The sequence below is a fragment of the Emticicia soli genome (genome assembly GCF_037860775.1).
Taxonomy (GTDB): Bacteria; Bacteroidota; Bacteroidia; order Cytophagales; family Spirosomataceae; genus Emticicia; species Emticicia soli.
On record NZ_JBBEWC010000004.1, the window covers coordinates 121,275 to 142,054 of the forward strand.

18 protein-coding genes are annotated in these 20,780 nt (G+C 37.7%); 11 read left to right on the forward strand and 7 right to left on the reverse strand.

Translation table 11 applies throughout. From position 1 onward, the window contains the following. Positions 1 to 4 precede the first annotated feature (4 nt). A complete protein-coding gene (locus tag WAE64_RS06290; protein WP_340235396.1) occupies positions 5 to 442 on the forward strand; it encodes a DUF3592 domain-containing protein in 438 nt (145 codons plus the stop codon). 72 nt (positions 443 to 514) lie between these two features. After that, positions 515 to 1,237 (forward strand): energy transducer TonB, encoded by a 723-nt coding sequence (locus WAE64_RS06295; protein WP_340235397.1) that lies wholly within the window; start codon positions 515 to 517, stop codon positions 1,235 to 1,237. A 5-nt stretch (positions 1,238 to 1,242) separates the two neighbouring features. On the opposite strand, the gene WAE64_RS06300 is transcribed toward WAE64_RS06295, so the two are convergent. Further along, positions 1,243 to 1,716: a hypothetical protein gene (locus WAE64_RS06300; protein ID WP_340235398.1), complete on the reverse strand. Its 474-nt coding sequence runs from the start codon at positions 1,714 to 1,716 to the stop codon at positions 1,243 to 1,245. Positions 1,717 to 1,896: 180 nt separating this feature from the next. On the opposite strand from WAE64_RS06300, the gene WAE64_RS06305 reads away from it, so the two are divergent. Next, positions 1,897 to 2,553 (forward strand): hypothetical protein, encoded by a 657-nt coding sequence (locus WAE64_RS06305; protein ID WP_340235399.1) that lies wholly within the window; start codon positions 1,897 to 1,899, stop codon positions 2,551 to 2,553. A 49-nt stretch (positions 2,554 to 2,602) separates the two neighbouring features. Here WAE64_RS06305 and WAE64_RS06310 read toward each other — a convergent pair whose 3' ends face one another. Beyond that, a complete protein-coding gene (locus tag WAE64_RS06310; protein ID WP_340235400.1) occupies positions 2,603 to 3,931 on the reverse strand; it encodes a DUF2268 domain-containing putative Zn-dependent protease in 1,329 nt (442 codons plus the stop codon). A 163-nt stretch (positions 3,932 to 4,094) separates the two neighbouring features. Further along, the gene (locus WAE64_RS06315; RefSeq protein WP_379976663.1) at positions 4,095 to 4,508 is read right to left on the reverse strand and encodes a hypothetical protein; all 414 of its coding nucleotides are present in this window, start codon (positions 4,506 to 4,508) and stop codon (positions 4,095 to 4,097) included. A 225-nt stretch (positions 4,509 to 4,733) separates the two neighbouring features. Here WAE64_RS06315 and WAE64_RS06320 point away from each other — a divergent pair, with 225 nt between their 5' ends. Continuing rightward, on the forward strand, positions 4,734 to 5,282 hold the full coding sequence (locus WAE64_RS06320; protein WP_340235402.1) for an STM3941 family protein: 549 nt from the start codon (positions 4,734 to 4,736) through the stop codon (positions 5,280 to 5,282). A 3-nt stretch (positions 5,283 to 5,285) separates the two neighbouring features. On the opposite strand, the gene WAE64_RS06325 is transcribed toward WAE64_RS06320, so the two are convergent. Continuing rightward, on the reverse strand, positions 5,286 to 6,866 hold the full coding sequence (locus WAE64_RS06325; protein ID WP_340235403.1) for a 3-coathanger stack domain-containing protein: 1,581 nt from the start codon (positions 6,864 to 6,866) through the stop codon (positions 5,286 to 5,288). A 214-nt stretch (positions 6,867 to 7,080) separates the two neighbouring features. Here WAE64_RS06325 and WAE64_RS06330 point away from each other — a divergent pair, with 214 nt between their 5' ends. The 5 genes from WAE64_RS06330 to WAE64_RS06350 all read left to right on the forward strand — a co-directional run bounded on the left by WAE64_RS06330 (position 7,081) and on the right by WAE64_RS06350 (position 14,093). Then, positions 7,081 to 8,415 (forward strand): Gfo/Idh/MocA family protein, encoded by a 1,335-nt coding sequence (locus WAE64_RS06330; protein WP_340235404.1) that lies wholly within the window; start codon positions 7,081 to 7,083, stop codon positions 8,413 to 8,415. Between the two features lie 354 nt (positions 8,416 to 8,769). Beyond that, on the forward strand, positions 8,770 to 9,162 hold the full coding sequence (locus WAE64_RS06335) for a response regulator (RefSeq protein ID WP_340235405.1): 393 nt from the start codon (positions 8,770 to 8,772) through the stop codon (positions 9,160 to 9,162). A 6-nt stretch (positions 9,163 to 9,168) separates the two neighbouring features. Continuing rightward, positions 9,169 to 12,915, forward strand: coding sequence for an ATP-binding protein (locus WAE64_RS06340; RefSeq protein WP_340235406.1), 3,747 nt, complete (start codon positions 9,169 to 9,171; stop codon positions 12,913 to 12,915). 24 nt (positions 12,916 to 12,939) lie between these two features. Next, on the forward strand, positions 12,940 to 13,575 hold the full coding sequence (locus WAE64_RS06345) for an NUDIX hydrolase (RefSeq protein WP_340235407.1): 636 nt from the start codon (positions 12,940 to 12,942) through the stop codon (positions 13,573 to 13,575). Between the two features lie 35 nt (positions 13,576 to 13,610). Further along, positions 13,611 to 14,093, forward strand: coding sequence for a GyrI-like domain-containing protein (locus WAE64_RS06350; RefSeq protein ID WP_340235408.1), 483 nt, complete (start codon positions 13,611 to 13,613; stop codon positions 14,091 to 14,093). A gap of 8 nt (positions 14,094 to 14,101) precedes the next feature. Here WAE64_RS06350 and WAE64_RS06355 read toward each other — a convergent pair whose 3' ends face one another. Together WAE64_RS06355 and WAE64_RS06360 are read right to left on the reverse strand one after the other, a co-directional pair. Next, complete coding sequence (locus WAE64_RS06355; RefSeq protein WP_340235409.1) at positions 14,102 to 15,034, reverse strand: helix-turn-helix domain-containing protein; 933 nt, start codon at positions 15,032 to 15,034, stop codon at positions 14,102 to 14,104. A 124-nt stretch (positions 15,035 to 15,158) separates the two neighbouring features. Beyond that, positions 15,159 to 15,923, reverse strand: coding sequence for a methyltransferase domain-containing protein (locus WAE64_RS06360; RefSeq protein WP_340235410.1), 765 nt, complete (start codon positions 15,921 to 15,923; stop codon positions 15,159 to 15,161). A gap of 229 nt (positions 15,924 to 16,152) precedes the next feature. Between WAE64_RS06360 and WAE64_RS06365 the strand changes: the two genes are divergently transcribed. Both WAE64_RS06365 and WAE64_RS06370 read left to right on the forward strand, forming a co-directional pair. Next, a complete protein-coding gene (locus WAE64_RS06365) occupies positions 16,153 to 19,905 on the forward strand; it encodes a CheR family methyltransferase (RefSeq protein ID WP_340235411.1) in 3,753 nt (1,250 codons plus the stop codon). 24 nt (positions 19,906 to 19,929) lie between these two features. Next, positions 19,930 to 20,322 carry a hypothetical protein gene (locus tag WAE64_RS06370; protein ID WP_340235412.1) on the forward strand — a complete coding sequence of 131 codons (393 nt, stop codon included), beginning with the start codon at positions 19,930 to 19,932 and terminating at the stop codon, positions 20,320 to 20,322. Positions 20,323 to 20,331: 9 nt separating this feature from the next. Here WAE64_RS06370 and WAE64_RS06375 read toward each other — a convergent pair whose 3' ends face one another. Continuing rightward, positions 20,332 to 20,616 (reverse strand): osmoprotectant transporter permease, encoded by a 285-nt coding sequence (locus WAE64_RS06375; RefSeq protein ID WP_340235413.1) that lies wholly within the window; start codon positions 20,614 to 20,616, stop codon positions 20,332 to 20,334. Between the last annotated feature and the right edge of the window lie 164 nt (positions 20,617 to 20,780).

Genomic DNA, 20,780 nt, shown 5'->3' on the forward strand with positions numbered 1-20,780 from the left:
AGAAATGAATTATTTAAAAATACTCATACAACCATTCGCTTTTTCTTACTTACTCATAATCACACTACTATTTGTGGTTGTGGCAATAAGCTATTTGCGTTATTTGATATTAAAGAAAGCAGGATTGAAAACGCAAGGAGAGATTACTGGTTATGAAGCCTATTCAAACAATGAAAATGTACAATCTTTCTTCCCTGTTATAAGGTTTAATACTCAAGAAGGACAAGAAATTCATCGAAGAACGCTACATGGGCTCGATGCCGAACGTTATGTTGAGAAAGGCTCAAAGGTGGAGATAATTTATTCAAAAAATACACCAAGCCGTTTTATGTTGGCGCATCATAATCCGTTCGTAATCAATATTAAATCTCGTAAGTTTATTAAATACACATTCTATTTTGTACTTTCTGTATTGGTACTTATACTTTCTATCAAAAGTTGATTGGCTAAAGCAACATAAAAAATATTTTCACCCATCAAAAGAAGCGAAGAGCATATTTTAAAATTCAATAAAATGAGATTTCTCCCACTATTCATTATCCTTAATATATCTTTTGCAAACGCTCAAACAGATACTACAAGATTCTATTATGATAAAGACTGGAATGAAGTAAAAAGCAAAAAAAATGCGACATATTTTGGAAAAGGTTTTAAGATTAGTGATGGTCGCTGGAAACAAGTTGACTACTATACCCCAGACAAAATCCAGATGATTGGTTATTATGCAGATTCTAAATTTACTATAAAGGACGGCAAATTTGAATATTTCAGAGAAAACGGCTTACTTGAAATGATAGAGACCTATAAAAACGATGCTCCTGTTGATAGTGTAATAAAGTTTTATGAAAATGGACAGAAAGAATTTTTATACATATATGACAGAACTTCTCATAAAAGAATTAAAGAGTTTTACTATAAAGAAGATGGCTCTGAAAGCATAGTAACAATGCCAGAATTGCCTAACGGGCAATCTATAAAAGAATATATTAACAGTAAGCTCAGGTATCCCGAATCTTTAAGACGAGAGAATGTTGAGGGAGAAGTTACCATAGGTTTTAGTATAAAAGAGGATGGATCAGTAGACGAAATTGAAATTTTGAACAAATCTAATCCTTCTTTCGAACGAGAAGCCATTAGAATCATAAAATCAATGCCTAAATGGAAACCAGCAACTAAAGATGGTAAGCCTATGAGCTTTGGGATGCGTATTCCAGTATTCTTTAAAATATCTGACTGAAAAATTTACTTCTTACCAATCCCCATAACAAATACTGTAATAGCAGCTATTAGAATTATGGCTAAAAGAGCCTTAGCCCAAAGTGGCATTGTTGCCCAGATAGATTTGCGTTCTATGCCTTCGTCATCAACATCGTCATAATCTTCCTGAAAGGCTCTTGGTTGGTTTTTCTCTTCGAGATAAGCCAGATAATCAAGATATGAATGAAACTGCTCATACCATACAATTACATCTGGTTTCAGGCTTATAGGCAAATAATAGGCTTGCTCCAGGCTATCGGCTTGTGCATCTATGAGCCGCTTGCTGACGAGCATATATAGCAGGTTTTGATAATGTTTTTCTGATAAACCAGGCACATCGGCAAACAACTCTTTACAAAGCATATCATAATTGGGCAAGGCTATCCGGTCTATATTTTGTTTTACCTGCTTATTGTATAAAGTAGCCAGTATCCTATCAATCTGTTGGTTTGTTGTCATTGAGTGCCTGCTTTTTTGGATAGGTTCAAATATAGAAAATCAAGTATAGTTAGTCAATTATCTTATAATAAATCCATCTACTTTTCTGCATTATCTAAAAAAATACCTATATAATTTTCTGAATATTAGCATTCTATGAGCGATATTTGCTAAATAACCAAAGAAAAACGAACACTTTACATGAGCACTTCTCTTACCCGATTTACTAAACATTGGCTGGCATTTTGCCTCTTAGTGGCTAGCACATTTGCCTGCCAGAGTTTTAATACTAAAAAACCGAAATACTATTCTACCGAAATAACGCTGAATAACGGAACTGTAATGAAAGGAAGCACCTCTCCTATTGCCGACGACAGTTTTAGTTTTAAAGATGCCCAAACAAGCAAAAAGTCGACAATTCAGAATAAAGATGTAAAGTCAATCACTAAGCATCTGCCCGATGGAGTAAAAGAATATGTTCAGGTTGAGATTGTAAACAATAAAAAGCAAGATAAAACCAAAACTGTACTAGGTGCATTATTAGTGAAAGGCACAATAGACCTTATAGCCTATGAAGCAAATGAGTATGTGCGTGAAACCAAAAATGTGAATAACCGTATGACATTTGTTAATGAGAAAAAACTGGTAAAACACTTATATCTGAAAAGAGGAAATGCTCCGGCAGTAGAAGTAAACACGGGCGCACGTAAAGCACAAGAAGAAGATTTTATGGATACCGCATTAACTTTCTTTTCTGATGCTCCAGAGCTAATGAAAAAAATCGGCAGCACAGGCTATGAAGCTAAAGATATTAAGAAAATAGTTGAAGAGTTTAATGCCCTTAAAGGCTCTAAATAAACAAATAGCAGTGAGTTATCTTGATTGACAACTCACTGCTAAATTCATGTTACTGCTTCTTTTGCTGGTCATAACCGCTTTTCTGTAAGAAAGTCAGCGGGTCGTCCATATCTATGATGTCTTTTATAGCTTGGGCCTTATCGGTAGCATTGTTATAATATGCCTTTGCTATTTTATAACCCATGTAATAGCCTAAATCTGCGGGTCTGTCTTTGGCAGAATCGCCATTATAGAGCCATTTTTGTGCACTAGGAGCACACAAGGTTGATTTAAATTCAGTCCAAAGTGCTTTTTCATTTTTATCTCCATACTCATTCACAACCGAATAATTGGTTTCTCCGGTTATTAATTCTCCGATAAAATTAGCTATGCCTTCTCGCAGACAGCTATATAACTGGTTACAAACCACCGCTTTTTCGGCTAGTTTTTCTTTTTGTTGGGTATGCACACATTCGTGAGCTATCATACCCTTGATACGCAGCGGTATATCTGGCTCTTTGGTTCTGTCTTTGGGTGCCCAGTTTTCGCCTAGCTCTGAGTAGTCAACATTTTTACCTGTGGTAATCATTTCGGTGCCCAGCAATACAAATCGGTCAGATACTGTGCCGCCTGTGCGATGCACGCCTATGGCAAAGCAAACTTTAAAAGGCTTAAAATTACCATAAATAGATTGCAGCTTGGCAAAAACTTCTTCAATCAATGGTTCAGCCTTTTTAGATTCATAGGTATAAGGCCGAACCGAATTATAGTATTTTGGGTATTTAGCAATTGTACGCACAAAATCTTCGGCTGCAAAATTGCGTACTCTTATAAAATCAATGAGTCCATTGGTAGCTCTGTCCAGATATAGGTTCTGGAACGATAAAATACTGTCCCATTTGGTCTGACAGTTTTTCAGATTATCCATTGCCTCCCAAAAATGGTCTATATCGGCCGTTAAAACATTCTTATTGTTTTCAATTGCCAGTTCCTGTTTTGTTTTTTCTTTAAGAGCGAGTTCAGCTTTCGTGTATTTCTTAATATAGTAGCTGACAATCCCTTTATTGGCATTACCTTCCTCCTCAAATTGCTTGATAGTGAGTGTATATTCTTTGCTCACTTGCGGAGAAAAATCTGCTATTTCCAGGCCATGACTGCCATTAGGAGAGTCTTTCTCTAAAAGAATTTTCTTGGTTTCGTCAGTAAGTACCAGCATTATATCAATGCCTTGTTGTAGTACTAAAAACTGGTAATTAGTACCTTTTTCAAGTTTCAGTTTCAGTACTAAATCAGAGCCTTTGGCAATGCTGATGTTTTCGTAGGGGTGGTTAAACTTAACATTTTGGGCAAACGCACACGAAGAGATAAGTAATAGTAAGGCGAGTAATGTCTTTTTCATTATTAAGATTAGAAATAGTGGTCTTAATAGATATACGTACTAAAAAAGAGATTATTGTTCAGAAAAACTCTGTCATGGCGGCAATATACAGCTTTTGCAATTTTATGGGCTGTTACAATATAGTCATCTACTTTTACTTCAAACATACGTCTTTTTAATATCTTTATTTAACCCTCACATACTTCTCAATATTTAAGCGCTCAATACCTGCGCTTTCTATTTTTTCTATGCCTCGCTGTACCAAAGTATCATTTTTGATTTCGACAGTAAAACTAAAATCATGCCCTTCCCAGTCTCTGGCGTTGCAATATTCCAGATGCTCCGTGTAATTGTTGTCTTTTAGTGTATAAGTACCGCCACCCGCCGAAAAAGAGGCCGTTGAGTCTTTACCATGACTAAGGTCGTGTTGTATAAAAGCAAAGTGAGTATCGTTTATAATCTTAATAAAAGATACGTTTTTGGTATAATCTGTTACTGTTGTATCGCCTTTTTCTATTAGCGTTCCGGTGAGCAGTTTCCAGGTACCAGTGAGCGGAGGCTTAGTGTCGGTTTGGGTTTCTTTAGTGCAAGCACCCATAAAAGTAGCAACAGCTACTACGGCCAATGCCTTTTTTAGGTTAGTGTTAATCATTTTTGCTTATTTTTAAGGTTGAATACGAAAGCTAGCAGTTTTACTACTGCTTTGCAAATTTATTTAAGCAGGTGTACATTATGTATTATTTGCCTGCTAGCACATTACTGTTTGCTTATCCGAAACTAATAATCTAATTTTAAACCATTACCTTAAACCATTTAGAATAGAATGAAACATACAAGTGAAGAAACAATTGAGATTCCATTAAACAAGCAGCGCTTAATTATTTTATTAGTCAGTGCTGTTGCTTTTTGTGGTATTGGCATCTGGTTTACAGCAAAGCCTGACTCTTTTAAAAATGGCTTACTCGGAAACCCCACCATAGTATCAGCAATCGGAATGTTATCTATAGTTGTGTTTGGCTTAAGTGCCATTGTGGTAGTAAAAAAAATAACTGATAATAAACCGGGCTTAATCATTGATAAATCTGGTATCACCGATAACTCAACGGGGGTAGCTGCCGGCTTAATTCCTTGGAAAGAGATAAAAGAAATTAAGACTACTAAAATAATCAATCAGAAATTTATTACCATTGTGCTTAATACACCACAGGCAGCCACTAAGCCCGCAAAAACTGATGGCAATAAAAAAGGCTCAGCCAAAAGTAATGACAATACTGTTATGCCTATCAATATTGCCATTACTACGCTTAAATATGATTTTAACGAACTAGAAGCTATACTTAAAACAGCCTTTGAAAAATACAAAAAAGCTTAATTATTAAGGGCAATCTTCAATGAGGGCTTCAAAAACATTTGCGTGGTCAACTTCAAAGCCGGGGTTTAGCATAATGCTGGTTCCGGCTTTGTAATAAATATAAGAGCCTTCGTTAACTATTTTAACAGTAGAATTAATTTTTGTTTCTGCCTGAAATTCTGCCGTGTTAAGATACACAGTTTGCGATAAATCAAGCTTATTACGGCAAGGCTCACGGTTTTCGAGTTTAGCAATCCAGATATCATCATTGCCATAACCTACACTAACATCATAGTCGATGTAAGCATATACATTCCCAACAAATATAAAGCCGTCGTCGGGAGTGCCAAGCATATCTGTAGATTCTTCGTGACCTGAGCTACCATAGTTTTTTTGCCATAATATATTACCTTGTAAATCGATTTTGGTTAGCCAGAAGTCGGCTTCTCCGTACATTTCTTCTATATCACCACTGCCCGATGGTGAGTGAATCTGATGTAAAATCACAATCTTGCCGTCGGAGGTTTGTACTGCTTTGCGGCAGTCATCTTCTGAGTTTCCGCCATAGCATTTAATCCATTCTGTTTGCCCTGTTGCCGATAGTTTTACTACAAAACCATCACGATTAAACCAATCATGGTTTTGTGTAGCATCAAAATCATTAGAATAAGTATCGCCCAATATCAAAAAACTATTATCGGTCAATTGCAACGATGTTCTGAACTTGTCGTGTTCTGAACCACCAAAATGTTTTTGCCAATGCATATTTCCAACCGAATCTATTTTGAAAACAAAAGCATCGGCATCGCCATAATTTCCTGTTCCGTTTATATTAGACCTCGACTCTCCTACTACAATATAGTTTCTGTCGTGTGTCTCCATTATCGAATATGTAATTTCCGGGCCATTACCACCATAAGACTTTTGCCATAGTATATTACCCGAAGTATCAATCTTTACTATCCAGAAATCAGTATCACCATAATTTGCAGTTAAATTCCAATTTACCGAATTCGAACTTGCGGCAATAATCAGGTTGCCGTCGTAAGTTTTTATCATGTTGCGGCAATAATCATTTGAGCTTCCGCCTATGTTCTTTTTCCATATTAAATTACCGTTTTTATCGAGCCTCATTAAAAACATATCAGTATGCCCGTAGCTAGGCAAAAAATCGGGGCTACCAATAGTTGTTCCACAAACCATAAAATCGCCATTGTCTAGCTCCTGAACCGCATAGCCGAGGTCTTCTCCACTACCTCCAAATGTTTTAGCCCATATTTTTGTACCCGTAGAACTTACCTTAGCTACAACAATATCCCAATTCCCACTATTCCAGCCACTGTTATTAGGAAGAAACAAAGAAATATTACTCAATGGCTTGTCAGGCATACGCTTATTCGAGCCACCATTATTAGAAATAATCTCTGTACTATTTGATAAACTATAACCAACTACCACATAAGACCCATCTTTGGTAGCAATAATTTTTTCAACTTTATCCGTATTGCTTCCGCCTATTGAGGTTTCCCATCTGATGGCCGGAACTTGTGCATAAGTAGAGTAGATAGCACAATAAAGCATGAGGTAGCATAAGAGTATCTTCATTACATTAAGTGAAGTTGTGTCTAAACAAAGTACGCAAAAACCATTTAAACATAAATTACCGCTTAATAACAAAATAAAAATTTTAATCTCATTTTAAGCTAACATTGTACAAAACCTTGAAAAAACATACTTAAAAACTGAACACTTCTTGGAATATTCTAAAAATTTAGTTTTAATTTTCTATTTTTGATTATTCAAAAATCCTGATTAAACTATGACTGACAGACGAAAATTCTTAAAAAACCTAAGTAAAACTACCATAGGAGCAGCAGCTATAAGCTCATTACCTCTTACAGAAACAAAAGCTAAGCAAAACCCTACAAACCCTGCCAACTTGGTAAACGTTGCACTAATAGGCGTACGGGGCATGGGTTGGGCCGATTTACACTCTTTCTTGAAAAACGCCAATACTAAATGTATTGCTTTGTGCGATGTTGATGCCGATTTATTAGCGCAAAGAGCTGCTGAGATAGAGAAAAAATTTGGCAACAAGCCACTGACCTTTAACGACCATCGGGAACTACTTAAAGTAAAAGACCTGCATGCTGTAATGATTGGTACGCCCGACCATTGGCACTGCATTCAATTATGTGATGCTTGCGCCGCCGGAAAAGATGTGTACGTAGAAAAGCCTATTTCACTGAATGTAGAAGAAGCCGACCTGATGGTAAAAGTGGTCAGAAAAAACAATAGAATAGTACAGGTTGGGCAGTGGCAGCGCAGCGACAGACACTGGAAAGATGCCTTAAAAGAATTAAGCAGTGGGTCAATAGGTAAAATAAGACAAGTAAAAGCATGGGCTGACGTAAATTATGGTCGTGGTTTTGATATAGTGCCAGACTCGGAAGTGCCAAAGGGTGTAGACTACGACCGTTGGCTTGGCCCTGCACCGAAGCGACCTTTCAACAAAAATCGTTTTCATGGCACATTTCGCTATTTCTGGGATTATGCCGGAGGATTAATGACCGACTGGGGTGTGCACATGCTCGACATGGTGCTTGCTGGTATGAATGCCCAACAACCCAAATCAATAATGGCTATTGGTGGTAAACTGGCATTCCCGAATGATGCTGCCGAAACACCTGATACTCTAACAACCGTTTATGATTTTGGTAATTTCAGTTTGGTTTGGGAGCAATTTATGGGCATGGGCACATCGCCTTACTTAGATGATGTAAGCGAGCCCGGTGTAGCATTTATAGGAGAAAAAGGCATTCTTGCCATTAACAGGGTACACTGGAAGATTATTCCGCTTGAAGATAACGGCAAATATATGGTGAATCCTATGCCTGCTCGCCGAAGCTATGATTCGGGTCTTGATGCACATACTAAAAACTGGCTCGAATGCATTAGAGACCGGAAAGACCCCAACTGCACCATTGAAATGGGCAGAGACACAGCAGTAGTTGCACAACTAGGCAACATTGCCTACCGAACAGGGCGAAAACTAGAGTGGGATGCCGAAAAGCGACAGATTAAAAATGATTCTGAAAGTAACAAACTGTTGAAAGCAAATTATCGTTCGCCTTGGGCCTTACCTAAAGCCTAGTAACATAGAAAGATTAAAATAAAATGGTACGTGATAATAGCGTACCATTTTTAATTTTGGTTGTTAGGTTACAACTTATATTAACTTTTACTTCATCGTTAAAGCAAGTAAGTTCTAAACCCTATATTGTGCTCAGGATTATTTTGCTCAAAGAATAATTTCAGAGCATATTTGCAAAAACATCAAAAAAATACATAATTTTGATTGCAGGTATATATGCAAAACAATATAGCCAGATTGACTATTCTTTTAAACAAAAAATAGTTTTTGTGTATTGCATTATATAGCTTTAGCAAACACCTTAACCAAAACTACCCTGCTTAAACATCTTATTATTTTCAGCTAAATCCAATAATGCAAAAAATTACTGTCTTTCTCATTGATGATGACCTAGACGATCAGGAAATTTTTTCATTTATTCTGTCAGAGGCTTATCCACAAGCACAATGTGTCTTTGCCGATGATGGTTTATATGCGCTAGAGAAAATTCAGGATGTTTCATTTTGCCCTCATGTTATCTTTATTGATATGAACATGCCACGTCTGAACGGACTAGAGATTCTGAAAGAACTCAAAAAACTGGAAAGGTTTGCGAATACACCAATATATATGTATTCTACTTGTGACGAAAATACAGTTGTAGAAGAAAGTAAAAAATTGGGAGCTTCGGGGTTTATAAAAAAACATATTGATACTGACTTGGCGAAACTGGAGTTTCAAAACATTATTACCAAGCTCAAAATGTAAAAGCTTATGTCTGAGAAAAAAATCCACGAATTCCTTACCGGAGGTGGAGAAATGGGAGAGCGTATTCGTAACTTTAATTGGGCAGAAACCTCATTAGGCCCGCCAGAAAAATGGCCGCAGGAGTTAAAAACCTGCGTACGTATTATGCTTAGTTCTCAGCAACCTATCTGGCTTGGGTGGGGCAAAGACCTTATAAAATTATATAACGATACTTATATTGATATTGTACGTGGCAAGCACCCCAGTTGCCTGGGGCAACCTGCATCTGTCGTCTGGAAAGATATCTGGCGAGACATTGGCCCTATGCTCTCAAAAGCCATGCTAAAAGACGAAGGCACCTATGCTGAATCACAACTACTGATTATGCATCGGAGTGGTTTTCCTGAAGAAACTTATTATACTTTTTCTTATACACCTGTATTAGGCGACGACGATAAGCCAGCAGGAATTATTTGCTATAACACAACCGATACCGAAAGAATAATAAACGAACGCTCACTAAAAACCTTACAACAGCTCGATAGCCTTGTACAGAAAAAAAACGAAAGAGATGTATATCTACAAGCTGCCAAGGCTCTTGAATTTAACAAATGGGACTTTCCCTTTGCACTTATTTATAAAATAAACGACGAAGGCAATACAGGTGAATTGGTAGCTACAGCCGGATTTGATGAGAAACACCCTACCATACCAGATATTATTGATATTACCAGTCCTAATGAATATACCGAAAACTTCTGCCGGGCAGTAAGTGAAAACCACCTCGTAGAATCAGAAAACAATGGCCGTTGGGGTGATTTACCAAAGGGAGCCTGGGATATTATCGCGCATCATTTTATTCATGTGCCTATCAAAAGTGCCAGTAAAAAATATCCACTGGCTATTTTAAGTATAGGCTTGAATCCCTATCGAAAATTTGATGATGTATATAAAAACTTTATCCAATTAACCGCCGACCAGATTTCGCTGGGTGTAAACAATGCTATTGCTTATGAAGAAGAGCGCAAACGTGCGCAAGTACTAGAGGAGCTCGACAAAGCCAAAACCTTGTTTTTCTCTAATATCAGCCATGAGTTCCGCACACCTATTACACTCATGCTGGGGCCTTTAGAAGAACTGTTAAACAAACCTGATATACATCTTAGCCCATACGAACGCCAACATGTAGAAGTAACGCACCGCAATGCCCTGCGTTTACTTAAACTTGTAAATACTCTACTTGATTTCAGCCGGATTGAAAGCGGCAGGCATCAGGCAAATTTTGTACCTACCGATTTATCGGCCTATACTAAAAACCTTGCCTCTAATTTCCGTTCAGTAATGGAAAAAGCAGGTCTTGAGCTAATTGTTGTTGAAGATACTGTTAACACACCTGTGTATATTGATAAACAGATGTGGGAAAAAATTGTGTTCAACCTTTTATCAAATGCCTTCAAATATACACTTAAAGGGCAGGTTACAGTAAAAATCTCTAACAATAACGAACAAGCTGTGCTGACGGTAGAAGACACCGGAGTAGGGATTCCGGCTAAAGAACTCCCTTATATGTTCGACCGCTTCCATCGGGTACAAAATACGGCAGGGCGCACGCACGAAGGCACAGGTATTGGGTTGTCTTTAATAAAGGAATTGGTACAACTACATAAAGGACAAATAAGTGTAGAAAGTGAAGAAGGCATAGGCAGTAAATTTACGGTGAGCATCCCGTTGGGAAAATCACATCTGTCGATTACTCAGATACATGAAAACTCTGAATTTACAGAAGCCATTTCAAATGTTTACATCGACGAAGCTGCTTCTTTTTTGCAGGATATAAAAAAGAAACCAACAAACGAGAAGACAAAATATGATGCAAGCCTGCCAACAATTCTGATTGTAGACGATAATACTGATATGAGGCAGCACATTGAGTCTATTATCAGTACAAATTATAATACAATAACTGCTGCAAATGGCGTAGAAGCATTGAGAATTATTACTGACCAACAACCTGCTTTGGTTCTGAGCGATATTATGATGCCAGTTATGGATGGCATTGAATTATTGAAAGTAGTAAAGAGCGATGCTGCTATTGCACATATACCTATTATTCTGATTACTGCTCGTGCTGGCGAAGAATCAAGAATAGAGGGTTATGAAACCGGAGCCGATGATTACATGACAAAGCCTTTTTCGGCCAACGAGTTATTATCAAGAGTAAAATCCCAATTGAAAATTGCTCGCACCCGCCAGGAGGTAGAGCAACGCCTCAGAGGATTCCTGATGCAGGCGCCGGCCGCAATTGCTATTCTCGAAGGCCCTGAACATACGTTTAGCTTAACCAATACACAATTCCAACAATTAATTGGGCGTAGTCATGAAGAAATGCTGGGGAATAGCTTAAAACAACTATTTCCTGAATTTGAAGAGCAGGGTATTTATGAAATATTCTCTTATGTATACAATAGTGGCGAGCCTTTTTCAGCCAACGAGTTTTTTATATCTTTTTTGTATCAAGGCAATATTCGTTCAGGCTATTGGGATTTTGTGATCTACCCGATAAAAAATGATAATGGGCTTATTAACGAATTAATGATACACGTCATTGAATCGACGGCACAAGTAGAAGCCAGAAAGAAAGTTGAAGCTAGCGAAAAGCAATTCAGAACATTAGCCGAAACCTTACCACAGTTGGTCTGGATGACAGATGCAAATGGTAATCAGCTATATGCTTCTGCTCGCTGGGAAGAATACACCGGGCGACCATCATCAGCGGAAAACTGGATAGAAACACTGCATCCTGAAGATTATGATAGGATGTTTCAAGCGTGGAACAATAGTTTAAGTACAGGTGTGGTTTACAAAATTGAATTACGTCTGAAAAACAAAGCAGGTGAATACCGCTGGCATTTTGGGCAAGGCGAGCCTATTTATAACGAACAAGGAGAAATTATTAAGTGGATTGGCACTTTCATGGATATTCATGAACAAAAGATATTTACCGAAAATCTGGAAACGCTTATTGAAGAACGAACCACCGAGTTATCAGATAAAAATTTGGCTCTCGAAATTTCTAATAAAGAACTTGAATCTTTTAACTATATAGCCAGCCACGATTTACAGGAGCCACTCCGCAAAATCAGAACTTTTATTCATCTGATTGAAAAGAGTGGATTAGATAGCGAAAATAGCAAAAAGTATTTTGAGAAAATCAATTCTTCGGCACAACGCATGAGTGATTTGATTCAGTCGGTGCTTACTTATAGCCGACTGTCAAAAACTGGAGAAGATTTTGTAGAAACCGACCTGAATAAAATTCTGGAAGAAGTAAAAACAGATTTTGAATTATTGATAAAAGAGAAAAATGCTACGATTAAAAGTAATAAATTACCAATAATTAAAGCTAATGCTTTACAGATAAACCAGCTTTTTTCAAATCTGATAAGCAATTCTCTTAAATTTTCAACAGAAAGCCCTCATATCAGTATTTCTTCAAAAATTGTTAAGGGTAAGGAAATAAATGCTCAGGCGAATCCTGAACAAAAATTTGCATACCTGATATTTCAAGACAATGGTATAGGTTTCCCTGATGAATTTAAAGAAAAGATATTTAACCTTTTCCAAAGGTTACATGGCAAGTCGGAATACTCAGGTACGGGCATCGGCTTAAGTATTGTAAAGAAAATTGTTGAGCAACACAGAGGCTATATTTCGGCAGAGTCGAAAGCAGGCGAAGGCGCTACTTTTAATATTTGGTTGCCGATGGAAGAGTAAATTAATTAACCTAAATCATAAAACATGAACTCACTCAACTGGCTGGCTGTCTCGCAGCGTTTACAAGCCATTGCTCAAACCGGACTAGCTTATGCCGAAAGTGAATATGACCGTGAACGTTATCAGGAAATTAATACTATTGGACAGCAAATTCTGGCACAACTAAGCAATGTTTCTATCGAGCATGTTATTCAACTTTTACCTGAAGAAATTGGTTACCAGACTCCAAAAGTAGATATAAGGGCTGTTATTTTCCGAGGTACTGACGAGCTATTGATGGTACAGGAAACAATAGATAATAATAAATGGACAATTCCCGGTGGCTGGGCCGATGTTGGTTATACACCCTTTGAAGTAGCCGAAAAAGAGGCTTGGGAAGAAACCGGACTGAAAGTAAAAGCCACAAGACTACTAGCAGTATTTGATAAAAAAATGCACCCACATCCGTACCAACCCTGGTATGTTTATAAGTTTTTTATTTTGTGTGAAGTAACAGGCGGTGAACTATTAACACAAACCAACGAAACATCGGGCATAGGTTGGGTAAACCAAAAAGACTTACCAAATCTGGAACTCTCTACCGATAGAGCCACTTATTCGCAATTAGAGAAGATGTTTGAGCTCGCCAATAATCCTGCTGCAACTGCTTTGTGTGATTAAAAACATATGTCTATTATGTTTTCAACAAACTAACAATGAAAAAGCCTAGATTTGAGACTCTACAAGCAAAAAAGCTAATCGGCAAGCGCCTGACAATGTCTTTTGCCAATAACAAAACAGGTGAATTATGGGGAAGTTTTATGCCTCTGCGCAAAATTATTGGACAAGCAATAGGGAACGACCTTTACTCATTACAGGTATATGAACCTGATTTTTTTACACATTTCAACCCTCATAGGTCTTTCGAGAAATGGGCAGCTATTGAAGTGGCCAATTTTGATACTATACCTGAGGGCATGGAAACATTTACGCTTGTGGGTGGCCTGTATGCTGTTTTTCTACACAAAGGTTCAAACACTGACACAAGTACATTTCAATATATTTTTAGTACATGGCTTCCTAATTCTGAGTACATACTCGACAACCGCCCTCATTTTGAGCTTTTAGGAGCCAAATACAAAAATGCTTCCTCAGACTCTGAAGAAGAAATTTGGATACCGGTGAGGTTGAAGGGATAAGAATCAAATCAGGAGCGGAAGCCTAGTGGCGTGAATGCCGTTTGTTTTTTGAAGAAATTAGAAAAATGTGCTACTTCTTCAAACCCCAACGAGTACGCAATCTCAGACACATTCCAGTCGGTTTGCTTAAGTAATATTTTAGCTTCTTTAATAATCCGGCCGCTGATAAGGTCAGTAGTTGTTTTACCCGTATTCTCTTTCAAAACCTTGTTTAGGTGATTTACGTGTACGGCTAGTCTATCGGCATAGTCTTTGGCAGTACGCAGGTTTAGTTTCTGCTGAGGCGATTCTATCGGGAACTGGCGCTCTAGTAATTCGATGAATAAAGACGAAACTCTAGCAGAAGCATTATGGCTGGTATATAGTGCTGTAATAGGCTGTAATTTTTGCCCGTAATGTATCAACTCTAAAACATAATTTCGTATTAAATCATATTTATAGGCGTAGTCAGATGTTAATTCCTTGTGCATTTTTCTGAATATATAACTGATTTCTTCCACCTCTTCATCTGAAAGCTGAAAGACCGGATACCCGCCTGATTTAAAAATCGGAAGGTCGTCAAGCACAACACCACTTTTATTTTTAATCAGGAACTCATCAGTAAATACACAAAAATGACCTGATTGATTAGCATCTTTAGGCACATAATGGTAAGGAATTTTTGGCGATGCAAAGAGTAGCGCGTTCTTCTCAATATCAATCACTTTATCAGCGTACTCAGCCTTATTTCTGCCTTTAATCAAGCTTATTTTATAATAAGCCCTACGATTATAAGGCATAACCGGCTTTTCCTTGATTTGTTTCGTGATTTCTGCGATATTAAACACATTAAAGTGTCCAATCTCCTTGCTATAGTCTTTTGGCAAAAGAGAAATTATGTCGCCGTCATCAGTAGTATAGCTGGTTTGTTTATAAAACTCTTCTATCGAAATTAATTCCATACGCTTGTCTTTAATAAGAACCTGTTTAAACCTATTTCTTTTGCCTACGAATGGCTCATTCTCGCCATTAAATAAAAAGTTCAAACAGATTCTAACTCAAAATAATAGATTGAATCCTAATTAATCAAAATTTTGCTTCCATGATTATTCGCTTAAACGGATAAAACACTGGTGTTTTTGGGAATCTGATTTTCAGACGCTTTTTGTATTCAGCAATAAAATGATTTTTTACTTCGCTGCTCAGTTTTTCGATATACGGAATCAAGGTTGTGCCCGATACCCAATCAAACAAAGCATCGGTATCTTTTAACACCAGCGGATAGATTTTTTCGAAAACAGTCATGCCTTTGCTGCCATTCTCAAAAAGTATTTGTGCGTATCGTTCTATATCTAGCACCGGGGTATCACGCTTCCAATTGTTAAGAGCCGAGCTAAATGGTTCTTCGCCGGCTAACCTATGCAAAATAAGGTTTGCTGCATTTTGGGTTTGGTCAGGTATCTGAATCACCAATTGTCCCTCAGGTTTTAGCATAGCAATAATACGGGGTAATATTTCTTCATGATTATTTACCCATTGAATAGCTGCATTCGAAAAAACCAAATCCCATTTGGTAGCTTGTTGCAGTTGTTCTTCAATGCTCCTTAGTTCAAATGTTACTTGCTCGTTTGCAAACGCTTTTGAGTCGTTGAGCATTTCAGCCGAAGAATCAATACCTGTTACTTTTGAGCCTGGCAATGCATCGGCTAGTTTCCTTGTCAGTTCACCCGTACCACAGCCTAAATCTATTGCATCAATTTGAGGCTTTATTGTTATTAAGTTCAGGCAATCATAAAATGGAGCAAATCGCTCTGACTTGTATTTATTGTAGGTATCAGGGTTCCAAGCCATATTCTTGTTTTAGTTTTCAGGTCTCTTATTTATTATTACAAATAAAACTCAAAAAGGTTTCAGAAGGGTTATAATCATAAAACAATTACTTTGATGTATGCAAGGTTTTCAAAATTAGAAAGAAATTCTAAAAAAATCCCTAACTTTGGTTTCTCCTAATTATTTAGGGTGTCACCTTTATTTTTGGCTTATAACCTTACCCATTAGACTCGACTAACCCTTGTCCATTATGAGTAAAAAACACTCTGCACTACTTTCGCACGTCCCACAAGATTTCACAATAGTTGGTTTAGGGGCTTCTGCCGGAGGCGTAGAAGCATTTCAACGATTCGTTGCTGCAATTCCTAAAAATTCGGGTATGGCCTATGTAATGGTTTTACATTTACATCCAGACCACGATAGTATTTTACCCGAAATACTATCTAGTCATACCGAGTTACCTGTATTGGAGATAAGCGACGATATTAATATAAAACCTGACCACATTTACGTAATTCCTGAAAACAAAATATTAATTACTGTTGATGGTGTATTAAAGTTGCTGCCTCGTGATAATGAAAATCCCGTAGTTTATTCAATTGATATTTTCTTCAATTCTCTTGGCGAAATACATCAGAATAATGCCATTGGCGTAGTACTTTCAGGTAATGGCAATGATGGAACCTTTGGCTTAAAAGCTATAAAAAAATACGGCGGTATTACCTTTGCGCAAATACCTGAGTCTGCCGGCTTTCCGCAGATGCCACAAAACGCTATTGAAGCCGAAGCAGTAGATTTTGTTTTACCTGTTGAAAAAATACCTGAGCAATTAATAAAGCTACAACAGGTAGTTGACAAGAATTATCCTGGCGACGACGAAAAGTCTATCCCTCGCAGTTATGAAGAGATTCTTAAACAAATTATTTTTCTGGTTCGTCAGCACAAAGGCATCGATTTCAGCTATTATAAAGAGTCTACACTTCGCCGCCGAATAGCCCGCCGCATGGGTCTTTGCCGATACGAAGATGTTGCCGAATACTACGAGTTTCTGAAAACTAACAAAGAAGAACTTGAACTCTTACTAAAAGATTTTCTGATACCTGTTACCTCTTTCTTTCGTGATGCTAAAACGTTTCAGGCATTAGCCGACAGAGTTTTTCCTCACTTACTAGAAAGTAAATTAAGCCAAAGTACTATAAGAATATGGGTAGCCGGTTGCTCGTCGGGCGAAGAAGCCTATTCTATTGCCATAAGTCTGCATCATTTTTTATCTTCACGTGCCCCAGACATAAAAATTCAGGTTTTTGCCACTGATATTTCAGAAAGTAATATTGCCAAAGCACGCTCAGGCACCTACAATGCCTTAGATATACAGGCTATTCCGGCACATTTGTTAGATACTTATTTTATTAAGGTTGATAATAATACTTATCAGATAAATAAGACCATCCGAAACAGTTGTGTTTTTGCCGTACATAACTTCTTGAAAGATCCTCCTTTCTCGAAAATAGATTTGGTTACTTGCAGGAATGTACTCATTTATATGACTACTTTCTTACAGAAAAAAGCCCTTACAACTTTTCATTATGCCCTTAAAGAAAAAGGGGTTTTATGGCTTGGCAAGTCAGAAACTGCCAATGTAGTATCTGATTTGTTTACGCTTATCAGCAATCACGATAAATTCTTCAGCCGAAAATATACCACTAGCCATTTTACACAAGACTCTCATGAAAGTATTGACGAAACCAGAAACTATAAAACCGATACAATCCATACACCCATGATAAGTCAGGCTGATTTTCAGAAAAATGCTGATGAAATACTGCTGAATCACTATACGCCACCTTGTGTAATTGTGAGCGACCAGAACGACATCATTCATTTCAGAGGTGATACCTCGTTGTTTTTTATGCCATCGCCTGGCAAAGCAAGCCTGAATGTGCTCAAAATGGTGCGCAAAGAATTAGCCTTTGATTTGCGGAATCTCTTACATAAAGCGCATGCAGAAAAAGAGGTAGTAAACAAAGAAAATATATTAGTGAAGCATGGCACTGAGTCTTATCTGGTTTCGATTGAGGTCATTCCTTTGTTGCAATCAGTTGCCTTGCATTTCCTGATTGTATTTAGTAAAAGAGCTGTTTTACCAACAGAATCGGAGCCATATAAACGTGGCACCAAGAGGAACAAAAAGAGCTTTGAGGAACTCCACATTGAGCAACTCGAAAAAGAATTGGCACAGATACGCCAGGATATCCTGAATATTACCGAGAGCCAGGAAGCGGCTAACGAAGAACTACAAAATGCCAACGAAGAATTATTGAGTAGTAGTGAAGAGTTACAAACACTAAACGAAGAACTGGAAACCTCAAAAGAGGAATTACAGTCGGGCAATGAAGAACTGATTTCGATGAATCAGGAATTGATTAACCGACAAGAACACCTGAGCCGAACGCAAGCACAGTTAGAAGAGCTTAATAAAAAACTAATCATTCAGAATAGAGCTTTTGAGGGAGCCCAGGTGAGTTCTAAAATGGGTAGTATGACCTGGAATTTGGAAACCGATGAATTTACTTATTCTGATAATCTCTTCCGTATTTTCGGTTATAAGCCAAAAGATTTTACACCGACCGTAAAAAAACTAAAAAGCTTTGTACACCCCGATGACCTGCCCGATTTAGAAAAAATAAGCAAGAAACTGCTGGTAAAGAAAAAAATAAGTGAGTTGTCGTTTCGGGCTTATACCAAAGATGGCTCGCTTAAATATATAAAAGGCACAGGAGGTATATTAAGCCTTGGTACTGAAAATATGCTGGTAGCCAGCCTACAAGATGTAACTGAAGATGTACTACTGAATAAAAACCTTCAGCTACGTGAAGCACAGTTATCAGAATCGCAACGCATAGGAAAAATAGGCAGTTGGGAGATTGATTTTGCAAGTAATACAATTCAGTGGTCAGACGAAAACTACCGCCTGTATGGCTATAAGCCTAAAGAAATTGTAATAGATTTTGATACTTTTGGGCGTGTGCACCCTGAAGATATTGAGATACTGAGAGAAGCAATTGAAAAATCAAGAAAATCAGGGGAGGCTTTTGAATCAGAGTATCGCCGCTATGATAAGCAAGGTTCTTTACGCTATATTTATTCTAAAGGCGATGTGCGTAAAGATAAAAAAGGAGTACCTACTGGTATGCTATGTATAAGCATTGATTTGACAGAGCTTCGCCTAAAAGAGCAAAAATTACTTGAGACTTTCCAGCAACTTGAAAGTAAAAATATAGAACTTGAGCATAGCAATGCCGAACTGGCCTCGTTTAGTTATATTGCATCTCATGATTTGGGCGACCCACTCTATAAAATCCAGGCCTTTACTGAGCGTATTATGCTGAAAGAAGAATTGTCTGAAACAGCACAAGACTATTTCTCGCGCATTATCAGGTCAACACAACGCATGAAAAGCCTATTAGCAGACTTGTTGAATTTCTCAAGAATGACAACCGACGAGGCGATATTTGCCAAAACCGATTTGAATGTGCTACTTGATGAAGCAAAACAAAGCTTAAGCGAGAGAATAGAAGAGAAAAAAGCAATAATAGAAGCAGATACGCTGCCTACGCTCAATATTATACCTACGCAGTTTTATCAGTTATTCACTAATATTATTTCAAACTCAATTAAATATAGCAAAAAAGACGTTACACCACTAATAGTGATTAAAACCCAATTGATGTTGGGTGAAGAAATAGACGACGCAAGGGCTATTAATAATAAAAAGTATTGGAAAATAAGTTTTACAGATAATGGTATAGGATTCGAGCAACAATACGAAAACAAGATTTTTGAGCTTTTCCAGCGTTTACACGGAAAAACAGAGTATTCGGGTACGGGCATTGGCCTCACTATCTGTCGTAAAGTTGTTCAGAATCATGAGGGCCTCATAGAGGTGTTTGGAAGACCAAACATTGGGGCTACTTTTAACGTGTATATACCAGAACGAGATTAAGTATAAGTAGACTACGACTTAGCCATGTTGAAGCGATATTTGTATGCCTCGGTGGCCGGTATTAGTATCGGCCTTGTTACCATTTATGTACTACCGGCTGAATTTGAACTTTTTCTGTGGCCCGTGCTCATTGTTGTCATTGGTTACTTTGCAGCCAGAACAGCAGACCAAGGTCTGTTCTGGCTCGGATTCAGATATGCCATAGTAGTAGGTATAAGTATCTCTTTTACGCATCTTATTCTAACCAACGATTATTTCCTGAGCCACCCCGAAGAAAAACAACATATAGAAGATTATAACCGCAGCCTTGCTCCTCAACTTGTTTTGTTGATGTGGGCTCCTGTGTATTGGCTTATTTTGGGAGCTTTATCTGGTTTACTAACTGTTTTATGGTCGAAAGTAAATAAGGCCGATTAACCGCTGGTATCAGTTCCACTTTGTACCTGAAGCTACCATAAAAATAATGGCAAGTGCAGCCAAGAGCGCAGGTATTGCCAGAGCTCCGGTCAGGATTTTTGCCAGTGTCAGATTCCCTCCCGATTTCAGATAGAGTGTACCTATCAACAATGCAGCTAAAACTGCTAACAATGCAGCCCAGATTGTAATATTGACCGACGAAACAGAGCCATCGGCTAAACCTATAAAGAAAAAATACAGAGCTACTAAAGCCACGGTGGCATCGATACCCCAAAATATCCAGAATAAAAGCATAGCAGTTAAAGTAAAAGCATGTAAAGATTTCTGGAGTAAATATGGGAGTAATAAGATTAAGTAAATAATTTTTCAGGCTGAACAGGTAGATATTTCTACTGAGTGGTAAAAGAAAGCCCCGGAATGCTTCATTAAGAAATATTCCGAGGCATCTAAGACATACA